This is a genomic window from Aeromonas sp. OTU364, assembly GCF_038440395.1.
GTDB lineage: Bacteria > Pseudomonadota > Gammaproteobacteria > Enterobacterales > Aeromonadaceae > Aeromonas.
Map to the genome: position 1 here is coordinate 106,856 of NZ_JASATR010000012.1, position 19,190 is coordinate 126,045.

15 protein-coding genes are annotated in these 19,190 nt (G+C 63.2%); 10 read left to right on the plus strand and 5 right to left on the minus strand.

The annotated features are described in order from the left end of the window. Positions 1-214 precede the first annotated feature (214 nt). Positions 215-1,120 carry a GGDEF domain-containing protein gene (locus AAHB08_RS13335; protein ID WP_202046060.1) on the plus strand — a complete coding sequence of 302 codons (906 nt, stop codon included), beginning with the start codon at positions 215-217 and terminating at the stop codon, positions 1,118-1,120. A gap of 148 nt (positions 1,121-1,268) precedes the next feature. Then, complete coding sequence (locus AAHB08_RS13340; RefSeq protein WP_342059193.1) at positions 1,269-2,432, plus strand: DUF1615 domain-containing protein; 1,164 nt, start codon at positions 1,269-1,271, stop codon at positions 2,430-2,432. A 240-nt stretch (positions 2,433-2,672) separates the two neighbouring features. Here the strand turns inward: AAHB08_RS13340 and AAHB08_RS13345 are convergent, their stop codons facing one another. Together AAHB08_RS13345 and AAHB08_RS13350 are read right to left on the minus strand one after the other, a co-directional pair. Continuing rightward, positions 2,673-3,227, minus strand: a complete 555-nt coding sequence (locus tag AAHB08_RS13345; RefSeq protein ID WP_342059194.1) for a DUF4256 domain-containing protein — start codon at positions 3,225-3,227, stop codon at positions 2,673-2,675. A 28-nt stretch (positions 3,228-3,255) separates the two neighbouring features. Continuing rightward, a complete protein-coding gene (locus AAHB08_RS13350) occupies positions 3,256-4,221 on the minus strand; it encodes a hypothetical protein (protein WP_342059195.1) in 966 nt (321 codons plus the stop codon). A gap of 351 nt (positions 4,222-4,572) precedes the next feature. On the opposite strand from AAHB08_RS13350, the gene AAHB08_RS13355 reads away from it, so the two are divergent. The 5 genes from AAHB08_RS13355 (at position 4,573) to AAHB08_RS13375 (ending at position 9,362) form a co-directional block, all read left to right on the plus strand. Continuing rightward, a complete protein-coding gene (locus AAHB08_RS13355; protein WP_139436690.1) occupies positions 4,573-5,223 on the plus strand; it encodes a DedA family protein in 651 nt (216 codons plus the stop codon). 268 nt (positions 5,224-5,491) lie between these two features. Then, positions 5,492-6,787, plus strand: a complete 1,296-nt coding sequence (locus tag AAHB08_RS13360; RefSeq protein WP_342059196.1) for a DEAD/DEAH box helicase — start codon at positions 5,492-5,494, stop codon at positions 6,785-6,787. Positions 6,788-6,878: 91 nt separating this feature from the next. Continuing rightward, positions 6,879-7,532 (plus strand): DUF2913 family protein, encoded by a 654-nt coding sequence (locus tag AAHB08_RS13365; RefSeq protein ID WP_342059197.1) that lies wholly within the window; start codon positions 6,879-6,881, stop codon positions 7,530-7,532. Between the two features lie 310 nt (positions 7,533-7,842). Then, positions 7,843-8,883 (plus strand): M35 family metallo-endopeptidase, encoded by a 1,041-nt coding sequence (locus AAHB08_RS13370; protein ID WP_342059198.1) that lies wholly within the window; start codon positions 7,843-7,845, stop codon positions 8,881-8,883. Positions 8,884-8,927: 44 nt separating this feature from the next. Beyond that, the gene (locus AAHB08_RS13375; protein WP_342059199.1) at positions 8,928-9,362 is read left to right on the plus strand and encodes a protease; all 435 of its coding nucleotides are present in this window, start codon (positions 8,928-8,930) and stop codon (positions 9,360-9,362) included. On the opposite strand, the gene AAHB08_RS13380 is transcribed toward AAHB08_RS13375, so the two are convergent. Next, positions 9,359-10,339, minus strand: a complete 981-nt coding sequence (locus tag AAHB08_RS13380; RefSeq protein ID WP_342059200.1) for a questin oxidase family protein — start codon at positions 10,337-10,339, stop codon at positions 9,359-9,361. The two genes, AAHB08_RS13375 and AAHB08_RS13380, sit on opposite strands and share 4 nt — an antisense overlap. A 72-nt stretch (positions 10,340-10,411) precedes the next feature. On the opposite strand from AAHB08_RS13380, the gene soxR reads away from it, so the two are divergent. Both soxR and AAHB08_RS13390 read left to right on the plus strand, forming a co-directional pair. Beyond that, positions 10,412-10,870 carry a redox-sensitive transcriptional activator SoxR gene (gene soxR / locus AAHB08_RS13385; RefSeq protein ID WP_342059201.1) on the plus strand — a complete coding sequence of 153 codons (459 nt, stop codon included), beginning with the start codon at positions 10,412-10,414 and terminating at the stop codon, positions 10,868-10,870. A 56-nt stretch (positions 10,871-10,926) separates the two neighbouring features. Continuing rightward, positions 10,927-11,505, plus strand: coding sequence for an O-methyltransferase (locus tag AAHB08_RS13390; protein ID WP_342059202.1), 579 nt, complete (start codon positions 10,927-10,929; stop codon positions 11,503-11,505). Positions 11,506-11,585: 80 nt separating this feature from the next. Here AAHB08_RS13390 and AAHB08_RS13395 read toward each other — a convergent pair whose 3' ends face one another. Together AAHB08_RS13395 and gltB are read right to left on the minus strand one after the other, a co-directional pair. Further along, the gene (locus tag AAHB08_RS13395; RefSeq protein ID WP_265436280.1) at positions 11,586-13,001 is read right to left on the minus strand and encodes an FAD-dependent oxidoreductase; all 1,416 of its coding nucleotides are present in this window, start codon (positions 12,999-13,001) and stop codon (positions 11,586-11,588) included. Between the two features lie 12 nt (positions 13,002-13,013). Next, positions 13,014-17,471 (minus strand): glutamate synthase large subunit, encoded by a 4,458-nt coding sequence (gltB, locus tag AAHB08_RS13400; protein ID WP_342059203.1) that lies wholly within the window; start codon positions 17,469-17,471, stop codon positions 13,014-13,016. Between the two features lie 612 nt (positions 17,472-18,083). On the opposite strand from gltB, the gene AAHB08_RS13405 reads away from it, so the two are divergent. Then, positions 18,084-19,019 (plus strand): TIGR01212 family radical SAM protein, encoded by a 936-nt coding sequence (locus tag AAHB08_RS13405; RefSeq protein ID WP_342059204.1) that lies wholly within the window; start codon positions 18,084-18,086, stop codon positions 19,017-19,019. Positions 19,020-19,190: the final 171 nt, after the last annotated feature.

Below are 19,190 nucleotides of genomic sequence, written 5' to 3' on the forward strand. Positions count from 1 at the left end.
TCCACGCAGCCTGTGCCGGGAGTTAGCCAGCGGCGCACAGCGCAAATTGATATCTTGATCCCTTCACCAATGTGGTGAGGGGATTGTTTTTTATGGAAAAGTCGGTTCACAATACGAGCGCCGCGCAACCAGGATTGGCCTTGCGGTTCATCGGGAGCTGGCGGCTGGGTGCAGCCGTCTGGGACAGAGGAAGTGCAGGTTTGGAGCCATAACAATGATGAAGACTCCCCTCAGGTTATCCGTACACCCCGCCCGGTTCTTCTCGCTCTCCCCTGGCCGCCGCCTCGCCCTGCTGATCCTGCCCTGCCTGCTGCTGCTGACGGGGGGCCTGGATGCCGCGAGCTTCGCGCGCCTGCCCGAACATCACCTCTACACCATCGGCGCCCTGGCCGAGGCCATCAACGTACTGACCCTGCTGTTCATGTTCTGGGTGGTGCAGTGTGCCCAGATCTCGAACCGTACCTACCTGTTTCTCTGCGCAGGTCTGGGAGGCTGGCTGGTGTCGGGGACCATAGATCTGGTGGACGAGGCCTACTTCCAGCCCTGGTGGCTCTCCACCGTCGAGGACAGCCTGCGCACCCTCGGCATGCTGGCCACGGCCTGGGGCGTGCTGCTGATGGTGCAACAGATGTATGGCGTCCAGACCCGGCTGGCCTCGCTCGCCATGTCCGACGAACTGACGGGCCTCTCCAATCGCCGTGCGTTTCGCGCCGTGCTGGAGGCCCATCTGGATCAGGGGACGCCGTTGCTGCTGCTGGATCTCGATCACTTCAAGCAGATCAACGATCGCTACGGCCATGGCATAGGTGACAATGTGCTGCAGGAGTTCAGCGCCTTGCTGTGTCAGCACTGCCCGCCGGAGGGGGTGGTGGCGCGCCTGGGAGGCGAGGAGTTCGCCATCTGGCTGCCCGGCATGCTGAGCGACAAGGCCCGGGCACTGGCGGAGCAGATAAGAGTCGCCACCGAGGCCCTGGTCGCCTGCGAGGAGGTGAGGTTCACCGTGAGCATCGCCGTCGGCATCGGCCAGGCGGGGGAGACGGTCGAGACACTGGTCAAGCGCACCGATCTCGCGCTCTACCGGGCCAAGCACCTGGGGCGCAACCGGGTCGAGCTGGCGTGATGACGCCAGAGGGTGCCGCAGCGCTGGGCCCCGGCCGTCCTGCTGCCTTCAGATTGCCCGTGCCATCCACTACAATGACCACCTGTTTGCATTCGGGGCCCCTCATCCGGGATGAGGGGCCCGCACCCGCACTTTATCGGAAGCCCTCATGATCCCCTCTCACCCCTTATCCTTCGCCCCCTGGCGCCTCTGTGCACTGCTGGCTGCCGCCGTGCTGGCGGGCTGCGCCAGTGAACCGACCGCTCCTACAGCCGAGGAGGCCGCCGTCATCGCCAAGCAACCCAGGGCCATGCAGCCGCGCAAGCCTGCGGACATGAAGAGCCGCATAGTGCGCTTCCTGCCGCGCCAGGTACAAGACAAGCCGGGCTGGGCCAACGACGTGGTGACGGCGCTCAGCACCCAGGGGCTGACGGTGAGCGATCACAATGTCTGCTCGGTGCTGGCGGTGGCGGAGCAGGAGGCCACCTATCAGGCGGATCCCGTGGTGCCCGGCCTTGGCAAGATAGCCTGGAAGGAGATCAATGCCCGGGCGGCCAAGCTGCTCATCCCCGAGTTCGTGGTACGCACCGCCCTCTCCATCAAGTCTCCTACTGGCAAATCCTACGCCGCGCGCATCGATGCCCTTCGCACCGAGCGGGAGATGAGCGAGATCTTCGAGGACATGATAGGGGCCGTGCCCATGGGCAGGCAGCTCTTTGGCAACCTCAATCCGGTGCGCACCGGCGGCCCCATGCAGGTGAGCATCGCCTTCGCCGAGGCCAACGCCCGCGGCTACCCCTATCCGGTCAAGGAGTCCATCCGCCACGAGGTGTTCACCCGTCGCGGCGGCATCTGGTTTGGCACCAAACACATCTTCGGCTATCCCGCCGACTACCCGGACACCCTCTACCGTTTTGCCGACTTCAATGCAGGCTGGTATGCGAGCCGCAACGCCGCCTTCCAGGCCGCGGTGAGCCGGATCAGCGGCAAGCCCCTGGCCCTGGACGGGGATCTGGTTCGCTACGACTCCGACCTGCCCGGCAAGACCGAGCTCGCGGTGCACAGCATCGCCAGCCGCGTCAACATGAGCAAGCAGGCCATCCACCAGAGCCTGCTCAAGGGGGACAGTGCCGACTTTGCCCAGACCGACCTCTATCACAGGGTCTTTACCCTGGCCGACAAGCAGGCGGGCAAGCGCCAACCCCGCGCCGTACTGCCCGGCATCCAGCTGAAAAGTCCCAAGATCACCCGAAACCTCACCACCGCCTGGTTCGCCAAGCGGGTGGATGACAGGGAACAGGCCTGCGTCAGAAAGATGGCGACCATTCGCTGACAATCAGAGAGAACAAGGGCGGCCAATGGGCCGCCCTTTTTCGTGATTGAAAGTCGTCGCCAAACTGTTTGTGCGGTGATTGAGTACCGGTGGATGGGTTTTCTAGGGAGGGAGTCTGATGCTCACACCGAGATGATGCCCTGGTATTTGGGGAAGCGGTTGCATCCCCAAAACCGGTTCCCCTTGTTGTCCCCTTTACCCGCCGTGCGCAACACCAAGGCACCACAGCATCTGGAATGCCTAGACCCGCAGGCTGCCGCGAAAGCCCCTGGCGGCATAGTAGGACTGGGCGCCGTTGTGGTAGAGGAAGACGCTGTCGTAGCGGCGATCGCAGAACAGGGCTCCTCCGAGTTCCCTTATCGCCTCTGGGGTCTCGATCCAGCTCGATGTCTTGGCATCGAAGCAGCCGAGCGTCTGAAGCGCTCGATACTCGGCTTCCGTCAGCAGCGTGATGCCCATCTGCTCGGCCATCTCGGTCGCAGAGCCCACCGGCCTGTTCTCCTTCCTGGATTCCAGCGCGGCGTTGTCATAGCAGAGGCTTCGGCGCCCGGTTGGGCTCTCGGCGCTGCAGTCACAGAAGATGAACTGCCCGGTCCGCGTGTCCTGGCCGATGACATCGGGTTCACCGCCGCTGCGCTCCATCTCATGGAGCGAGGGCAACGACTGCGGGTTGGTGTCCAGCCTGGTGCGCACCTGTGACCAGGGGATCCCCTCGTGACGCTGCGGGTGCTGCTCAAAGCGGGCCTGCAAGGTGGCGAGCAGGTCGTCAATCTGCTCCTGGGTCAGGTTCATCATGCTGTCTCCTTCGCGGGATCCTGCGCCATTAGAAACTCATCGCCAGCCCAAGGGAGTAGCCGCTGGTGTTGTGGCTGAACATATAGCGGGCCACCAGCCGGGTCCGGGTGATAAAGATGTCGTACTTGCTGCTGTCGAGCTCGAGGCCAAGGCCCAGGGAGTTGAGGCTGTTGAAGCCGAGCAGGCCGCGCTGCTCTCCCAGGTACTCGGTTCTGGCGCCCTCCAGCACATAGCGCAGCGGGCGATCCATCAGGGTCCAGGTGAAGAGTGGAGCCCGGCGACGCAGGTAGAGCCCGAGGTTCTCCGCCTCGGCCTGCCCCGTGATGCTGTCGGCGGTGCCGGTGAAGCTCTGCAGATGCTGATAGGAGTAGCGCAGCTCGACATCTATGTCCTGTGGCTTGGAGAAGAGCTCGTAGTCGAGCATCAGGGATCCCCCCAGGCCATACACATTGAGCCGGCCGCCGTCGAGGAAGTCGAGGTTCCTGCCCGTCCTGTACTGGAGCAAGGCGGCACCGATGCGCAGATCGCTTGCCACCGTGCCCAGGGTGAAGTTGGCGATGGGGCGCAGCACCAGGTTGCCGCCAAAGCGGTCGCGGTGCAGGCTGAAGTCCCAGCCGATGCCGCCGGTGGCGCTCAGGCTGTTCCATTTGGTGGGGATGGTGCGGCTCTCGTTACCGTCGGTAAACACGAACTGGGGATCGTAGCGGCTGTAGCCCAGGGTGCCCTCCAGATAGATGGGGAAGCCCTCGCTCATGGTGGCGCCGCCGCCGAGCTGGGTGATGGTCAGGGCCGAGCTTTCGTTGGTGCCGCCCCCTATGTCCAGGTTGCTGGCGGTGATGTCCGGCACCACAGTGAAGCTCATCAGAGAGACGACCGCATTGGCCCGCTGCTGGACGAGGGCCCCGTCATTGGCCTGGGCGGTCTGGCTGAAGAGTCCGAGCCCGCTCAGCAGAAGCATGCCTGCATGAAGATGAGAAGAGGGGGGATGCGCCATACCTAGCTCCATGGACCTCCTCGTCCACTGAGGAGTCCTTACACTGTAACGGTTTTTCTACCGTCATGGCAGCCCGCCCTGGTGCCAACTGACTATATTCTTTGCCATTTTACGGTGCAGACCCGAGGGGGCTCTGGTGGCGAGGCAACCTTGCCGCCAGCGCACCGGGTTGCCGGTGCCGGATGACGGCGTATCCACATAAATGGCAGACATTAATTTATTGTTCAGTTCCCCGGGTGTATAACGGGCCTCCCGCAGGAACTTATGGGGGTGGTACCAGGGAGGGGTGGCCAGACCGGGCCTTTGGGCCGTCATGACGGATGCGCATTACGATGATGGGAGTCATACCAGATGCAGGACATGCTGCTTGCCATATGGCATCAGGACTTTGAGCAATTAATACAACTGCAGGCGGTCGGTCTGCTCGTCACCTGTCTGGTGGTGATCCTCTTTCTGGAATCGAGTTTCGTCTTTTTGCCGCTGCCGGGGGACAGCCTGGTGCTGCTGGCCGGTGGTCTGGTGGGCATGGGAGTGCTCGGGCCCGAAGTGGTGTTCCTCTATCTACCCCTGGCCGCCGGCATCGGCAGCGTGATGGCGTATTGGCAGGGCCATGCGCTCCATGGCACACGCTTCATGGGACAGGTGGAGCGGGTGATCCCGGAAGGCAGCCTGCCCCGCGCCTCCCGGCTGCTCGATCGCTATGGCTTCTGGGCCATGTTCGTCTCCCGTTTCATCCCCTTCGTCAGGGTGCTGACGCCCATGCTGATGGGGATCTCCCGCCTGAACCTGCTGCGGGTGGCCATGAGCAGCTTTGCCAGCGCCTTCCTCTGGGCCCTGGCCCTCAGCATGGTCGGCAAGTTCATGATGGCGACGCCGCTGCTGGCTGACCACCATGAACTGCTGACCAAGTGCCTGCTGGTGACCTCCTTCGCCCTCTTCGTCATCGCCGTGGCCGCCATCGGCATGCGGCTGTTCAGGCGCTCGGCCAAGAGAGCGCGCTGAGTTGAGAGGGGGACGGGCCTGCCGCCCGTCCCTTCTCCCCGAGCCGCCCGGTCAGGCGGCTCGCCCCGGTGGCGTAAAAATACAGGCCATTTGAGGCGGAAATCCTGATGCCTATCTGTTACACTTCGCGCCCGCCATTTTCCGGCTCATCTTCTGACGTCATGTCAGACCCAGCCGTCCTTGGCCCCAAGCCTCGCCGAGGCCGTGCCACACGCCGGCCCAGGCCACTTAAGCCAACTACAGCTCAGCTGGAACACAGGAACCCATTATGAGATTTGAATCGTTCGATTTTGCCCCCGAGATTTTGCGTGCCGTCTCAGAGTGCGGTTATCAGGAGATGACCCCTGTGCAGCACCAGGCGATCCCGACCATTCGCCGTGGCAGCGACGTGCTGGCCAGCGCCCAGACCGGGACCGGCAAGACGGCGGCCTTTGCGCTGCCCATACTGCAACGTCTGGTGGATAACCCGGCCCCGGCCCAGCCTTCCAACGCCCGGGTGCTGATCCTGACCCCGACCCGTGAGCTGGCCGCCCAGGTGGCGAGCAACATCAACGACTTCGCCAAGTATCTGGACATCAGCGTGCTGACCCTGGTCGGCGGTGGCAAGCAGGATGTGCAGGCTCGCAAACTCAAGGCGGGTGCGCACATCATAGTGGCGACCCCGGGCCGCCTGCTCGAGCACCTGACCGCCTGCAACCTCAGCCTCTCCGGTGTCGAGACCCTGGTGCTGGACGAAGCGGATCGCATCCTCGACATGGGCTTCAGCGCCGATGTGCAGCAGATCCTGCAGGCTGTGAACAAGACCCGTCAGAACCTGCTGTTCTCCGCCACCTTCTCCGACGCCGTGAAGAAGCTGGCCAACCTGATGCTGGACAGACCGCAGATCATCAGCGTCAACAAGCAGAACTCCACCGCCGATACCGTCAGCCACACCGTCTATCCGGTGGAGCAGAAGCGCAAGCGCGAGCTGCTCTCCGAGCTCATCGGCAAGCAGAACTGGCAACAGGTGCTGGTGTTCGCCAGTACCCGCGAGAGCTGTGACGTGCTGGTGGAAGAGCTGAACCTCGACGGCATCAAGTCCGCCGTGGTCCATGGCGAGAAGGCCCAGGGCAGCCGTCGCCGCGCCCTGCGCGAGTTCATGGAAGGCAAGGTGCGGGTGCTGGTGGCCACCGAAGTGGCCGCCCGTGGTCTGGACATCCCGGATCTGCAGTACGTGGTCAACTACGATCTGCCCTTCCTGGCGGAAGATTACGTCCACCGCATCGGCCGCACCGGCCGCGCCGGCAAGAGCGGCATGGCCGTCTCCTTCGTCAGCCGCGAGGAGGAGCGCACCCTGCTGGAGATCGAGGCGCTGATCGGCCAGAAGATCCGCCGCATCATGGTGCCGGGCTACGAGGTGAGCAGCCGTGACGAGCTGATCAAGCAGTTGCAGGAGCGCCGCCGTTTCGGCAAGCGCCCGCAGCGGGAAGACAACGCCGCCGCCCAGGTGATGGCCGAGGCCAAGCTGCAGGGCCAGCGTCTCAAGCGTCTGGCGGCCGCCAAGAAGCCTCGTCAGTCGAAGTAAGCGGACAAGATGATGCAGGGGAACCTTGGCTCCCGACTCAAGGCGCCGTTGGCGCCTTGATGCTGTTTACCGATCACCCAGAGGACGTGCGATGACCCCGCCAGTCAAGAACCCGCAAGATTACAATGAGGCCCTGCTCGACATGGCCACCCAGAGCCTGGCCGAGCTGGCCCGCACTGCAGAGCAGAAGGCGGGCAAGCGTACCCCGGCGCAAGAGAGCCACTTCCTCTGCACCTGGATGGCGGACTCCCTCAAGGAGAAACGCTTCTCCCGCCTGGTGATGGAGGACTTGAAAACCTGGGTGCAGCTGGGTCGCACCCTGGGGGCCGGGGCCGATCTCAAGGGACTGCTGTCGCGCATCGTCTGCCAGTATGGCCGGGCCATGGCAGAGCCCGGGCAGTTGGGCGCCAGGCTCGCCACCCTGGTCGCCGAGCTGGAGAGCGCGGGTTGGCTGGTGTTTACCGACAGTGAACTGAGCGCCAAGCAGCGGCTGCTGAGCCAGGGCCAGTCCAGCCTGGTCATCTCCGCCAGCGAGTATCAGGGCCATATCGAGGGGGGAGAGCTGGTGAAGCCTCTTACCCTCTATGTGCGCGGGGATGAAAAACAGCTGGCCGAGGCGGCCTTCAAGCAGGGGTTGCTGCTGAGCCAGGGTGACAAGAAGAGCACCCTGGTCAAGCACCACAAGGCCTACCGTCTGGTGCCGGGCAATGCCCAGCCCGCCCTGGCGCTCCTGGCCGAAGGCTGAGCCTGATCTGAGCCCTGAGGCTCATGCCTCTCTCATTACCCCGGCCCAGTGCCGGGGTTTTTGATGGCCGGCCGCCAGCGAGAATGGCTGTGTCGGCAGGATGAACGACGGGAAGGGGGCCCGTTCCGGTGTGCTGCCTCGGCTATTTTCGTCGCAATTGAATGGTTTGTCCGGCTGTCCCCCTCTGATGGGGGACGTCACCCATATGGTGAGATGGTGACGCAGACGTTCTGCTCTAGGGTGGTTTGGCCCCAAAGAGGGCCATATGGAAGCAAACCGCCTGATGGCGCTACTCAATGAATGAGGAAACATGATGAAAGCAACCCCCCTTGCCCTGCTGCTGGCCAGCGTGCTGGCCTCTCCGCTCTGCGCCGCCGGGCTCGACGCCAGGCTCACCCTGGTGGATGGCAGCACCGACGATGTGCGGGTCAACCTGACCCTGACCAACACGGGTGACAAGCCCATCCGCCTGCTCAAGTGGCAGCTGCCGGGCAGCGAAGATGCCCCTCTGTTCCTTGTGGAGCGCGACGGCGAGAAGGTCGGCTACGAGGGGGCTCTGATCAAGCGGGCGGCGCCAACCGACAAGGACTTCCAGTTGCTCAAGGCTGGCCAGAGCCTGACGCTGCAGGCGGAGGTTTCCGGTCTCTACGACATGAGTGCCCAGGGCCAGTACAGCATCCGTTACCGGTTGCCGACGCTGCCACAGGAGGCGAAGGCCGCCAAGGCCAAGCAGGCCCAGGGGAGCGAATCCAATGTCGTGACCCTGTGGGTGGAAGGGATGGCTGACGAGCGGGTGCTCGCCAAGGCGGCGGTGGCCGAGCCCCAGGCGGTGACCGCCTCGGTCAGTTTCAGCGGCCGCTGCAGCAACACCCAGAAGAGCGACATCCTCACCGCGCTCGATGCCGCCAGCGGCATCACCAACAACTCCAGCAGCTATCTGGCGGTGGACAAGCCCGATGGCCAGCGTTACCGCAGCTGGTTTGGCGCCTATGACACCTCTCGCTGGAACCAGGCCGAGACCCACTTCAGCAAGATCAAGGATGCCATCGACAACAAGCCGCTCACCTTCGACTGCGGCTGCAAGCAGAGCTACTTTGCCTACGTCTATCCGGATCAGCCCTACAAGGTCTACCTGTGCAAGAGCTTCTGGACGGCACCCGTCACCGGGACAGATTCCCGCGCCGGCACCATAGTCCACGAACTGAGCCACTTCAACGTGGTGGCGGGCACCGACGATCTGGGTTACGGTCAGGCCAATGCCCGCAATCTGGCGAGCACGGACCCGGTCAAGGCGCTGAACAACGCCGACAACCACGAGTACTTCGCCGAGAATACCCCGAGCGAAAACTGAGTCGTAAGCAGGGGCCGGATGGCCCCTTTTTTGACGGAGGCACCATGATGACACTCTTGCTCACCACCCTGGCGCTGGCCCCCTTGCAGTGCGAACTGTCGGTCAGCGCCGAGAGCGGGGTGAACGAGCCACTGCCCCTGGTGATGACCTTGACCAACAAGGGGGAGGGGCCACTCGAGGTATTGACCTGGTTCACCCCCTTCGAGGGGTGGTTTGCCGATGCCATCGACCTCACCCGAGATGGCAGGCCGTTGCCTTACCGGGGACCGCTTGCCAAGCGTGGCGCGCCCGGTGATGGCGACTTCCTCCTGCTGGGACCGGGGGAGCAGAGCCATGCCGATGCGGATCTGGCGCAGGCCTACGATCTGTCGCAGCCGGGCAGCTACCGGCTCAGCTACCGTGTCCAGCCGCTGAGGCTGACCCGGGGTTTGGCGCCCAGCTGTCCCACCATCGATTTTACCCGGGTAGTGGCGCCTTAGGGACGTTGAGGGCGAGACGCCGCATCCAGCAACCCCACAGTGCGGGCGGCGATCGCCAGATAATGGGGCGAGCGGTCCTGCTCCCGCCAGCAGCAGTGCACCAGCTTGATCACATGGTCGTCCAGGCTCTCGATTGCCCGCGGCAGCACCTGCGCCCAATCCAGCCCGGTCATATCCGGCCAGCGCTGGAACTGCAACCTTGGCGCCCCGACGGTGATGTAGGCGGCGGCCACCGCCTGCCACATCAGGCTCTGCCAGGGCGCTTTGAGCACCGCTGGCAGGTGGCGCGCGACGATGGCGGCGGCCCGGCTGCCGGTCACCAGATGCAAGACGGTGAAATTGCCGGTCTGCCAGTAGAGGGGCAGGGCGGCCTCGGCCAGCTGTGCCAGCCCATCTTCCCCGTTATCGAGGCTTTGCGGCAGCGCGTCCGGCCAGCGGGGATCGGCCGCCACCTGCCGCAGGCGGGCGGTGATCCACTCTCCCTCCCAGCGCGACCCCTCCCAATGGGCCGCCAGCCCCGCCAGCAGGTGGGTGACGTCCCGGCAGGGGGCACTCGTTCCGACAGGCAGGATCAGGGCCTTGCACTGCCAGGCGGCCAGCGCCGCCGCCTGCTCCCCCAAGTGGCCGTTTTCCAGCGCACAGGCGAAGCGGATGAGGGGATGAAAGGCACTTCCTGCCGGGGAGAAACGCTGCGCCAACAGCTCTTCGAAGCATGGCAGCCAGCCCTCTTCGGCGAATCGGGCCAGCAGTTGCTGGCGCAGTGCCACGAAGCGGGTCTCCTCCTCTTCGCCATGGTTGTTCTCCCCGGCGGGCAAGGCTTGAGTGGTCTGCCAATGGGTAAAGAAGTGCTGCAACTGCCGGGGGCTGGCCCCCATCTCGTGCAGGGCGTGCAACGCCATGGGGCAGTGGTTGGTGGTGCCGCGACCATTGAGGGCGAAGGTCTGGTTGGCATCGAGCAGGGCGTAGAGATGATCCATTAGCGTTTGACTCCTTTTGTCGGGGGAGACAGGATTATGCAAGTTGAAGTTAACTTGAGATCAAGGACGAAGATGGATCGCAAATGGCTGGCCATAGGCCAGATAGCCAAACGTGCCGGTGTGAACGCCAGCGCCCTGCGCTTCTACGAGCAGAAGGGGCTGATCCAGAGCCTGCGCAGCGAAGGCGGCCGGCGTCTCTACCCCCAGGATGTGCTGCGGCGCATCGCCTTTATCCGGGTGGCGCAAGGGATGGGCCTCAGCCTCGACGAAATAGCGGCGGCCCTCAGCGGGTTACCCGATGGCCGCACGCCGGATCGCGGCGACTGGGAGTGGATCGCCGGTCAGTGGCAAGCGCTGCTGGACAGCCGCATAGCCGCCCTGCAACTGATGAGGCGCAAGCTCACAGCCTGCATCGGCTGTGGCTGTCTGTCGCTGGAGCACTGCGCCCTCTACAACCCGGAGGACAGGGCCGCGGGCCAGGGAAGCGGCCCTCGTTACTTGCTGGGGGATCTGCCCCCCGCCATCGATTGAACCGCGCAGGCCATGGGCAGTGCCGGGTCAGCCTGGATGACTCTCAAGGAGGAAACATGGAACTGGAACAACTCAAACGGGAGCTGGAGCGCTTTGGCGAACAGCATGACGAGGCGCAGCCATCCCGGGGCGGCAAGATGCTCAACATCACCCGTGACACCGGCGAACTGCTGGCGCTGCTGGTGCAGACGAGGGGCGCGCAGGCGGTGCTTGAGATAGGGACTTCAAACGGTTACTCCACCCTCTGGCTGGCGGAGGCGGTGAAGAGACTGAATGGACGGGTCACCACTATAGAACGGGATGAGAAGAAGATCTCTCTGGCAGAGGCCAACTTTCAGCGTGCGGGACTGAGCTCCTGGATCACCCTGCTGGCGGGGGAGGCCGGCAGCCTGTTCCCCAGCCTGCCGACGGCGGTTTATCAGCTCATCTTTCTGGACTCCGATCGCCAGCACTATCAGGGATGGTGGCCCGAAATACGGCGCCTGCTTGCCCCTCGCGGCCTGCTGGTGGTGGACAATGCCATCTCCCATGAGAGCGAGATGAGGGACTGGATGGCGCAGGTGAGGCGTGATCCCGATTTTCTGACCTCGCTGGTGCCGGTGGGCAAGGGTGAGTTTCTGGTGGTGAGACGCTAGGGCGCATCACCGAGAGTCAGGCATAAAAAAACAGCCCCGCATAAGCGGGGCTGTCTGCCTGGGAAGACTTGGTCGGCAGCTTACACCGACAAATAGTCCATGATCCCCTCGGCGGCCTTGCGGCCCTCGTAGATGGCGGTGACCACCAGATCCGAGCCGCGCACCGCGTCGCCACCGGCAAACACCTTGGGGTTGCTGGTCTGGAAGGCATGTTCGGCCTGCTCGGGAGCCTTGATGCGATCCCGGCTGTCGAGCTCGATACCGTGATCACGCATCCAGGGCTGGGGGTTGGGCTGGAAGCCGAAGGCCATCACCACGGCATCGGCGGCCAGCACCTGTTCGGAGCCCTCGACCACCACGGGATTGCGACGGCCGTTGGCATCCGGGGCGCCAAGCTCTGTGCTCACCACCTTGATGCCGCAGGTGCGGCCCTGGGCGTCCAGCTCCACACCGATGGGCTGAAGGTTGAACATAAATTCCACCCCTTCCTCCTGGGCGTTCTTCACCTCCCGCTTGGAGCCCGGCATGTTCTCGGCATCGCGGCGGTAGGCGCAGATCACCCGATCGGCCCCCTGGCGGATGGCGGTGCGCACGCAGTCCATGGCGGTATCGCCGCCACCCAGCACCACCACCTGCTTGCCGGCGAAGTCGATGTAATCGCTCTGCGCCTTCTCGAAGCCCAGCAAGCGGTTCGCGTTGGAGATGAGGTAGGGCAGGGCGTCATAGACTCCCGGTGCCTCTTCGTTGGCAAAGCCGCCCTTCATGTACTTGTAGGTGCCGACCCCGAGGAAGACCGCATCGAACTCGCCAAGGAGGTCGGCGAAGGTGACGTCACGGCCCACTTCGGTCTCGAGACGGAACTCCACCCCCATCCCCTCGAAGATCTCGCGGCGGCGTTGCATCACCTCTTTTTCCAGCTTGAAGGAGGGGATGCCGAAGGTCAGAAGACCGCCGATCTCCGGGTACTTGTCGAACACCACCGGGGTGACGCCGTTGCGCGCCAGCACATCGGCACAGGCGAGGCCGGCGGGGCCGGCGCCGATGACGGCGACCCGCTTGCCGGTCTTCACCACCTTGGAGAGATCCGGGCGCCAGCCCATCTCAAACGCCTTGTCGGTGATGTATTTTTCGATGTTGCCTATGGTCACGGCGCCGAATCTGTCGTTCAGGGTGCAGGCACCCTCACAGAGTCTGTCTTGCGGGCAGACGCGGCCGCACACCTCCGGCAGGCTGTTGGTCTGGTGGGAGAGCTCCACCGCCTCCAGGATGCGCCCCTCGTTGGCCAGTTTCAGCCAGTTGGGGATGTAGTTGTGAACCGGGCACTTCCACTCGCAATAGGGGTTGCCGCAGTCGAGGCAGCGATCCGCCTGCATGCCGACCTGGGCCTGGTTGAAGGGCTCGTAGATCTCCACAAACTGGATCTTGCGGATCTTGAGCGGCTTCTTGGGCGGGTCGACCCGCTGGACATCGATAAACTGGAATACGTTCTGGCTCATAGGGTTCCCTCCTTATTGCGCCTGGATTCTGAGTTCTGCACTAGAGCGGCTGGTGTGACCAAGCAGGGACTTGACGTCGCTGGACTTGGGCTTGATCAGCCTGAACTTGGGCACATAGGAGTCGAAGTTGGCCAAGATCTCCTCGGCGCGCGAGCTGCCTGTCTCGTTGAGGTGCGCCGTGATGATGCCGCGCAGGTGCTCCTGGTGGATGGCAAGGTCCGCCACGTCCAGCAGTTCTACCAGCTCGGGGTTGGTACGCTTGGCAAAGTTGCCGCACTCGTCCAGCACGTAGGCAAAGCCCCCAGTCATGCCGGCCGCGAAGTTGACGCCAGTGGTGCCGAGCACGGTGACGATGCCGCCGGTCATGTATTCACAGCCGTTGTCGCCAATCCCCTCGACGACCGCGAGGGCCCCGGAGTTGCGCACCGCGAAGCGCTCGCCCGCGGTGCCTGCAGCGTAGAGCTTGCCGCCTGTGGCGCCATAGAGGCAGGTGTTGCCTATGATGGCCGCCTCGTGGGACTTGAACGCCACGCCGACGTGGGGTTTGACTACCAGCTTGCCGCCTGTCATCCCCTTGCCCACGTAGTCGTTGGCATCACCGGTGAGTATCATCTCGAGGCCGCCGGCGTTCCAGACGCCGAAGCTCTGGCCTGCGGTGCCGTTGAAGTGCACCTTGACCGGATCGGCCGCCATGCCCTGGTTGCCGTGGCGTTTGACTATCTCGCCGGACAGGCGCGCCCCCACGGAGCGGTCGGTGTTGCGGATGTCGTAGCGGAACTCGCCGCCACTCATGTTTTCTACCGCCTCCAGCAGGTCGTCCACCATCTTGAGGTTCAGCGGCCCCTTGTCGAAGGTGGGGTTGTGCTGCTGGCTGAACAGGCTGGAGCCTGCCGGTGCCACAGGGCTTGCCAGAATGCCGGACAAGTCCAGCTTGGCCTGACGGGCGGTGAGGCCGGGCAGGGCTTCCAGCAGATCGGTACGACCGATGAGGTCGGTCAGCTGGGTGACGCCGAGCTCTGCCATCAGCTCGCGGGTCTCTTCGGCGATGAACTTGAAGTAGTTCATCACCATCTCCGGCAGGCCGGTGAAGTGCTCGCGGCGCAGCTTCTCATCCTGGGTGGCGACGCCGGTGGCGCAGTTGTTCAGGTGGCAGATGCGCAGGTATTTGCAGCCGAGTGCCACCATGGGACCGGTGCCGAAGCCGAAGCTCTCGGCGCCGAGGATGGCCGCCTTGATGATGTCGAGGCCGGTCTTGAGACCGCCATCCACCTGCAGGCGCACCTTGTGGCGCAGGCCGTTGGCCACCAGGGCCTGCTGGGTCTCGGCAAGCCCCAGCTCCCAGGGGGAGCCGGCGTACTTGACCGAGGTGAGGGGGCTGGCACCTGTGCCGCCGTCGTAGCCGGAGACGGTGATGAAGTCCGCATAGGCCTTGGCCACGCCGCAGGCGATGGTGCCGACGCCGGGCTCGGAAACCAGTTTCACCGACACCAGGCAGTCCGGGTTGATCTGCTTGATGTCGAAGATGAGCTGGGCCAGATCCTCGATGGAGTAGATGTCGTGGTGGGGCGGTGGGGAGATCAGGGTCACGCCGGGCACGGAATAGCGCAGCTTGGCTATCTGGGCCGTCACCTTGTCACCGGGCAGCTGGCCACCCTCGCCGGGCTTGGCGCCCTGGGCCACCTTGATCTGTACCACGTCGGCGTTCATCAGGTAGTGGGGGGTGACGCCAAAGCGCCCCGAGGCCACCTGCTTGATGCGCGAATTCTTCTCGGTGCCGAAGCGCTTGGGATCTTCACCGCCTTCGCCGGAGTTGCTCTGACCGCCGAGGCGGTTCATGGCCACCGCCAGCGCCTCGTGGGCCTCGGGGCCGAGGGCACCGATGGACATGGCGGCGGAGTCGAAGCGGGGGAACAGCTTGGCCGCGGGTTCAACCTGCTCCAGCGCAACCGGGGTGGTGCCCTGCTTGAGGACGAGCAGATCGCGCAAGGTGGCGACCGGGCGCTCGTTCACCAGGCGGGCGTACTCCTTGTAATCGGCATAGTTGCCAGAGCGCACCGCCACCTGCAGGGTCTGCACCACATCCGGGTTGTAGGTATGGTACTCGCCGCCGTGGACGAATTTCAGCAGCCCGCCCTGGGTCAGCGGCTTGCGACCGAGCCAGGCCTGGCGCGCCAGATTGACCTGATCCTGCTGGATGTCGGTGAAATCGGCCCCCTGAATGCGGCTGGAGACGCCACGGAAGCAGAGCTCGACCACGGAGCTGGACAGCCCCACGGCTTCGAACAGCTGGGAGCAGCGGTAGCTGGCCACTGTGCTGATGCCCATCTTGGACATCACCTTGTAGAGCCCCTTGTTGATGCCGTTGCGGTAGTTGAGCATGGCCTGGCGCAGGCTCATCTTCAGCACCCCTTCCTCGACCTGTTTGGCCAGGGTCTCGTAGGCGAGATAGGGGTAGATGGCGGTGGCGCCAAAGCCCAGCAGCACCGCGAAGTGGTGCGGGTCGCGCACGCTCGCTGTCTCCACCAGGATATTGGCGTCACAACGCAGGTTGTTGTCCACCAGGGTGCGCTGCACCGCCCCCACCGCCATGGCGGCCGGGATGGGCAGGGTGTCGGCACTGATGTCCCGATCAGACAGCACCAGCAGCACTGTGCCATTGCGCGCCTTGTCGGCCGCGTCGGCACAGAGCCGCTCCAGGGCCGCCTGCAGCCCCTCTGCGGGCTGGTAGTTGAGGCTCAGCACTGCGTGACGGTAGTGCTCCCCTTCCAGTGCCAGCAGCTGGTGGAAGTCGGAGTAGAGCAGGATAGGCGACTGGAACAGCACTCGGTGGGCGTGGCCGAAGGTCTCGTTGAAGACGTTCTGCTCACGGCCGATACAGGTGGCCAGCGACATCACGTGGTTTTCCCGCAGCGGGTCTATGGGCGGGTTGGTCACCTGGGCGAACATCTGGCGGAAGTAGTCGTACAGGGTACGCTGGCTGGAGGAGAGCACCGCCATCGGGGTGTCATCCCCCATGGAGCCCACCGCCTCCTGGCCGTTCTCGCCGAGCACGCGGATCACCTGATCCAGCTCCTCGTAGGAGTAGCCGAACAGTTTCTGATAGGTCTTGAGCTGATCGTCCGGGAGCTCGCGGGCGCCTGTGCTGGCGTCATCCATCTGCTCGAACGGCACCAGTCGCTTGCAGTGCTTGTCCATCCACTGCTTGTAGGTGTGACGGCTCTTGAGATCGTCGTCGATTTCGAAGCTGGTCCACACCTTGCCGTTGCTGGTATCCACCACGAACAGTTCCCCTGGGCCGACCCGGCCCTTCTCCAGCACTTCGTCCGGGGTGTAGTCCCAGGTGCCGACCTCAGACGCGAGGGTGATGAACTTGTCCTTGGTGATGACGTAGCGGGCCGGGCGCAGGCCGTTACGATCGAGCGCGCAGGTGGCGTAGCGGCCGTCGGTCATGACGATGCCGGCCGGGCCGTCCCAGGGCTCCATGTGCATGGAGTTGAAGTCATAGAAGGCGCGCAGGTCGTCATCCATGTTCGGGTGCTTCTGCCATGCAGGCGGGATCAGCAGACGCATGGCCCTGAACAGGTCCATGCCGCCAGCCAGGAAGAGATCCAGCATGTTGTCGAGGCTGGAAGAATCCGACCCCGTGGTGTTGACGAAGGGGGCGGCCTCTTGCAGATCGGGGATCAGCGGGGTGGCGAACTTGTAGCTACGCGCCTTGGCCCACTGGCGGTTGCCGGCAATGGTGTTGATCTCGCCGTTGTGGGCGAGGTAGCGGAATGGCTGCGCCAGCGGCCAGCGCGGGCTGGTATTGGTGGAGAAACGCTGGTGGAACACGCAGATGGCGGCCTGCATGCGGATGTCGGCGAGATCCAGATAGAAGCGCGGCAAATCCACCGGCATGCACAGCCCTTTATAGACGGTGACCAGGTTGGAGAGGCTGACCACATAGAAGTAGTCGTCGCTGATGCGTTTCTCGATGCGGCGACGCACTATATAGAGGCGGCGCTCGAGATCCTTGTCGACCCAGCCGGGCGGCGCGTTGACAAAGACCTGTTCAATGCTTGGCAGGGACGCCTTGGCGATGGGACCGAGCACATTGGTATCGATGGGCACCTTGCGCCAACCGACCAGACTCAGGGTCTCTCTTTCCAGCTCCTCGTCGATGATGTCGCGGGTCTGCTGGGCCAATACGGGGTCCGGGTTGAGGAATAGCATGCCCACCGCGTAGTTGCGGCCCAGGTGCCATCCCTTCTCTTCGGCGACAGCGCGATAGAAGCTGTCCGGTTTTTGCAGCAGCAGACCACAGCCATCGCCGGTCTTGCCGTCGGCGGAGATGCCGCCGCGGTGCTGCATGCGAGCCAAGGCTGACATCGCGAGACGGACAAGCTTGTGGCTGGCTTCCCCTTCCATGTGGGCCAACAGGCCGAAGCCACAGTTATCCCTCTCCAGCTTTGGATCATATAGTGACATTGCATTTCTCCCTTGCTCGGCCTTCCATCGCACTGTCATCAACAGATTGCATAAATTGCGATTGGCTCTTGTGGTTCCGTCCGCCTGAGGTGGCGAATCTCCAAACTAATGGGATTTTCGAGCAAGGTCAATTGGACATCCCGCTTGTTTTCAATGTTACACCGCCATAACAAAATGCGGGTTTCAGAGACTCAATTCGGTTTTTGCTATATAAAAACCTATTAAGTTAATTTTATTAAGTTGATTAAACTGATAATGGTGGTTTTGGTGGTTGACTGCTTCGCGTCACCTGACTGTAGTAATTTTACCAATCCATTCCGTCGGGGGCGGGCGGGGATCACATTTCAGAATCCTGAGCCTTGCATTTATCCGGATGCGGGCTAAGCGAGATTTTTGCAGTGCTAACAGCCGGTTAGAGAGGAGGAATTGCTCCACTTCTCCCTCTTTGCCGAAGGCTTGTGGTTTCCAAAAGTAACCTTAAAACCCTGTCTGTGGGTATTTATCGCACGCAATGTGAATATTTATATGATTTTTGGGGGCGGGGTGGCTTGATCCAGCTCAGCCTGGGGGCGGGCCTCTGCCAGTACAATGACAGCTCATATCGGAGGTGTCATGCAGTTACACGAACTCATCAATACATTCGGCCAGGATCTCAAGCAGCGTCATGGCCAGAAGATCCACAAACTCTCCATCCACGGCGCCTTCACCTGCCCGAACCGGGACGGCACCCTGGGCCGCGGCGGCTGCACCTTCTGCAATGTCTCCTCTTTTGCCGACGAATCGACCCAACAGCTTTCTGTCGTGCAACAGCTGCGGGCACGCCGGGACGAAGTGACCCGCGCCAAACGCTATCTCGCCTACTTTCAGGCCTATACCAGCACCTATGCCGAGGTGGAATACCTGCAACGCATGTATGAGGAGGCGTTGTCGGTCAGCGACATGGTGGGGCTCTGTGTCGGGACCCGGCCCGACTGCGTGCCGGATGCGGTGCTGGATCTGCTGGTGGGTTATCAGGCCCGTGGCTACGAGGTGTGGCTGGAGCTGGGGCTGCAGAGCGCCCATGACAAGACGCTGCAGCGCATCAACCGGGGCCACGGCTACGCCGCCTATGCCGATGCGGTCGAGCGGGCCCATAGGCGCGGCATCAAGGTCTGTGCCCATCTGATCGTTGGCCTGCCCGGCGAGGTGCCCATGGATAGCCTGGAGACCCTGCATCGCATCGTTGCGACCGGGGTCGAGGGGATCAAGCTGCATCCGCTCCACGTGGTGGAAGGGAGCACCCTTGGCAAGGCGTGGCAGGCAGGGCGGCTGGAGGTGCTGACCCTGGAACACTATGTGGAGGCGGCGGTGGCCATGATCCAGCACACGCCCCCCGAGGTGGTCTATCACCGCATCTCGGCGTCGGCGCGCCGTCCGACCCTGCTGGCTCCAACCTGGTGCGAGAATCGCTGGACCGCCATGGCCGAGATCGCCGCTGAGCTGACTCGTTCAGGCCCCCAGGGGCATGCCCTAGGCCGACCCTTCTCGCTCGCTCCTTTTAATGAGTGACGACTCTAATTTCATTAAAAAAACAGAGGGTTATTAGATGAAATTCAGTCTTTGCAGTATAGTTTCGTTCAAGTCACCTTGATAAGATGGTCGGCTTGAAAAAGATATTGTTATCAATAAATCTTTAGTAATTAATGGACCGGGCAGGATATCTCGCACTCCTTGCCGTCA

Coding starts and splice junctions, on each gene's coding strand:
- AAHB08_RS13335 (WP_202046060.1), top strand. CDS start 215: ATGATGAAGACTCCCCTCAGGTTATCCGTACACCCCGCCCGGTTCTTC.
- AAHB08_RS13340 (WP_342059193.1), top strand. CDS start 1,269: ATGATCCCCTCTCACCCCTTATCCTTCGCCCCCTGGCGCCTCTGTGCA.
- AAHB08_RS13345 (WP_342059194.1), bottom strand. CDS start 3,227: ATGATGAACCTGACCCAGGAGCAGATTGACGACCTGCTCGCCACCTTG.
- AAHB08_RS13350 (WP_342059195.1), bottom strand. CDS start 4,221: ATGGCGCATCCCCCCTCTTCTCATCTTCATGCAGGCATGCTTCTGCTG.
- AAHB08_RS13355 (WP_139436690.1), top strand. CDS start 4,573: ATGCAGGACATGCTGCTTGCCATATGGCATCAGGACTTTGAGCAATTA.
- AAHB08_RS13360 (WP_342059196.1), top strand. CDS start 5,492: ATGAGATTTGAATCGTTCGATTTTGCCCCCGAGATTTTGCGTGCCGTC.
- AAHB08_RS13365 (WP_342059197.1), top strand. CDS start 6,879: ATGACCCCGCCAGTCAAGAACCCGCAAGATTACAATGAGGCCCTGCTC.
- AAHB08_RS13370 (WP_342059198.1), top strand. CDS start 7,843: ATGATGAAAGCAACCCCCCTTGCCCTGCTGCTGGCCAGCGTGCTGGCC.
- AAHB08_RS13375 (WP_342059199.1), top strand. CDS start 8,928: ATGATGACACTCTTGCTCACCACCCTGGCGCTGGCCCCCTTGCAGTGC.
- AAHB08_RS13380 (WP_342059200.1), bottom strand. CDS start 10,339: ATGGATCATCTCTACGCCCTGCTCGATGCCAACCAGACCTTCGCCCTC.
- soxR (WP_342059201.1), top strand. CDS start 10,412: ATGGATCGCAAATGGCTGGCCATAGGCCAGATAGCCAAACGTGCCGGT.
- AAHB08_RS13390 (WP_342059202.1), top strand. CDS start 10,927: ATGGAACTGGAACAACTCAAACGGGAGCTGGAGCGCTTTGGCGAACAG.
- AAHB08_RS13395 (WP_265436280.1), bottom strand. CDS start 13,001: ATGAGCCAGAACGTATTCCAGTTTATCGATGTCCAGCGGGTCGACCCG.
- gltB (WP_342059203.1), bottom strand. CDS start 17,471: ATGTCACTATATGATCCAAAGCTGGAGAGGGATAACTGTGGCTTCGGC.
- AAHB08_RS13405 (WP_342059204.1), top strand. CDS start 18,084: ATGCAGTTACACGAACTCATCAATACATTCGGCCAGGATCTCAAGCAG.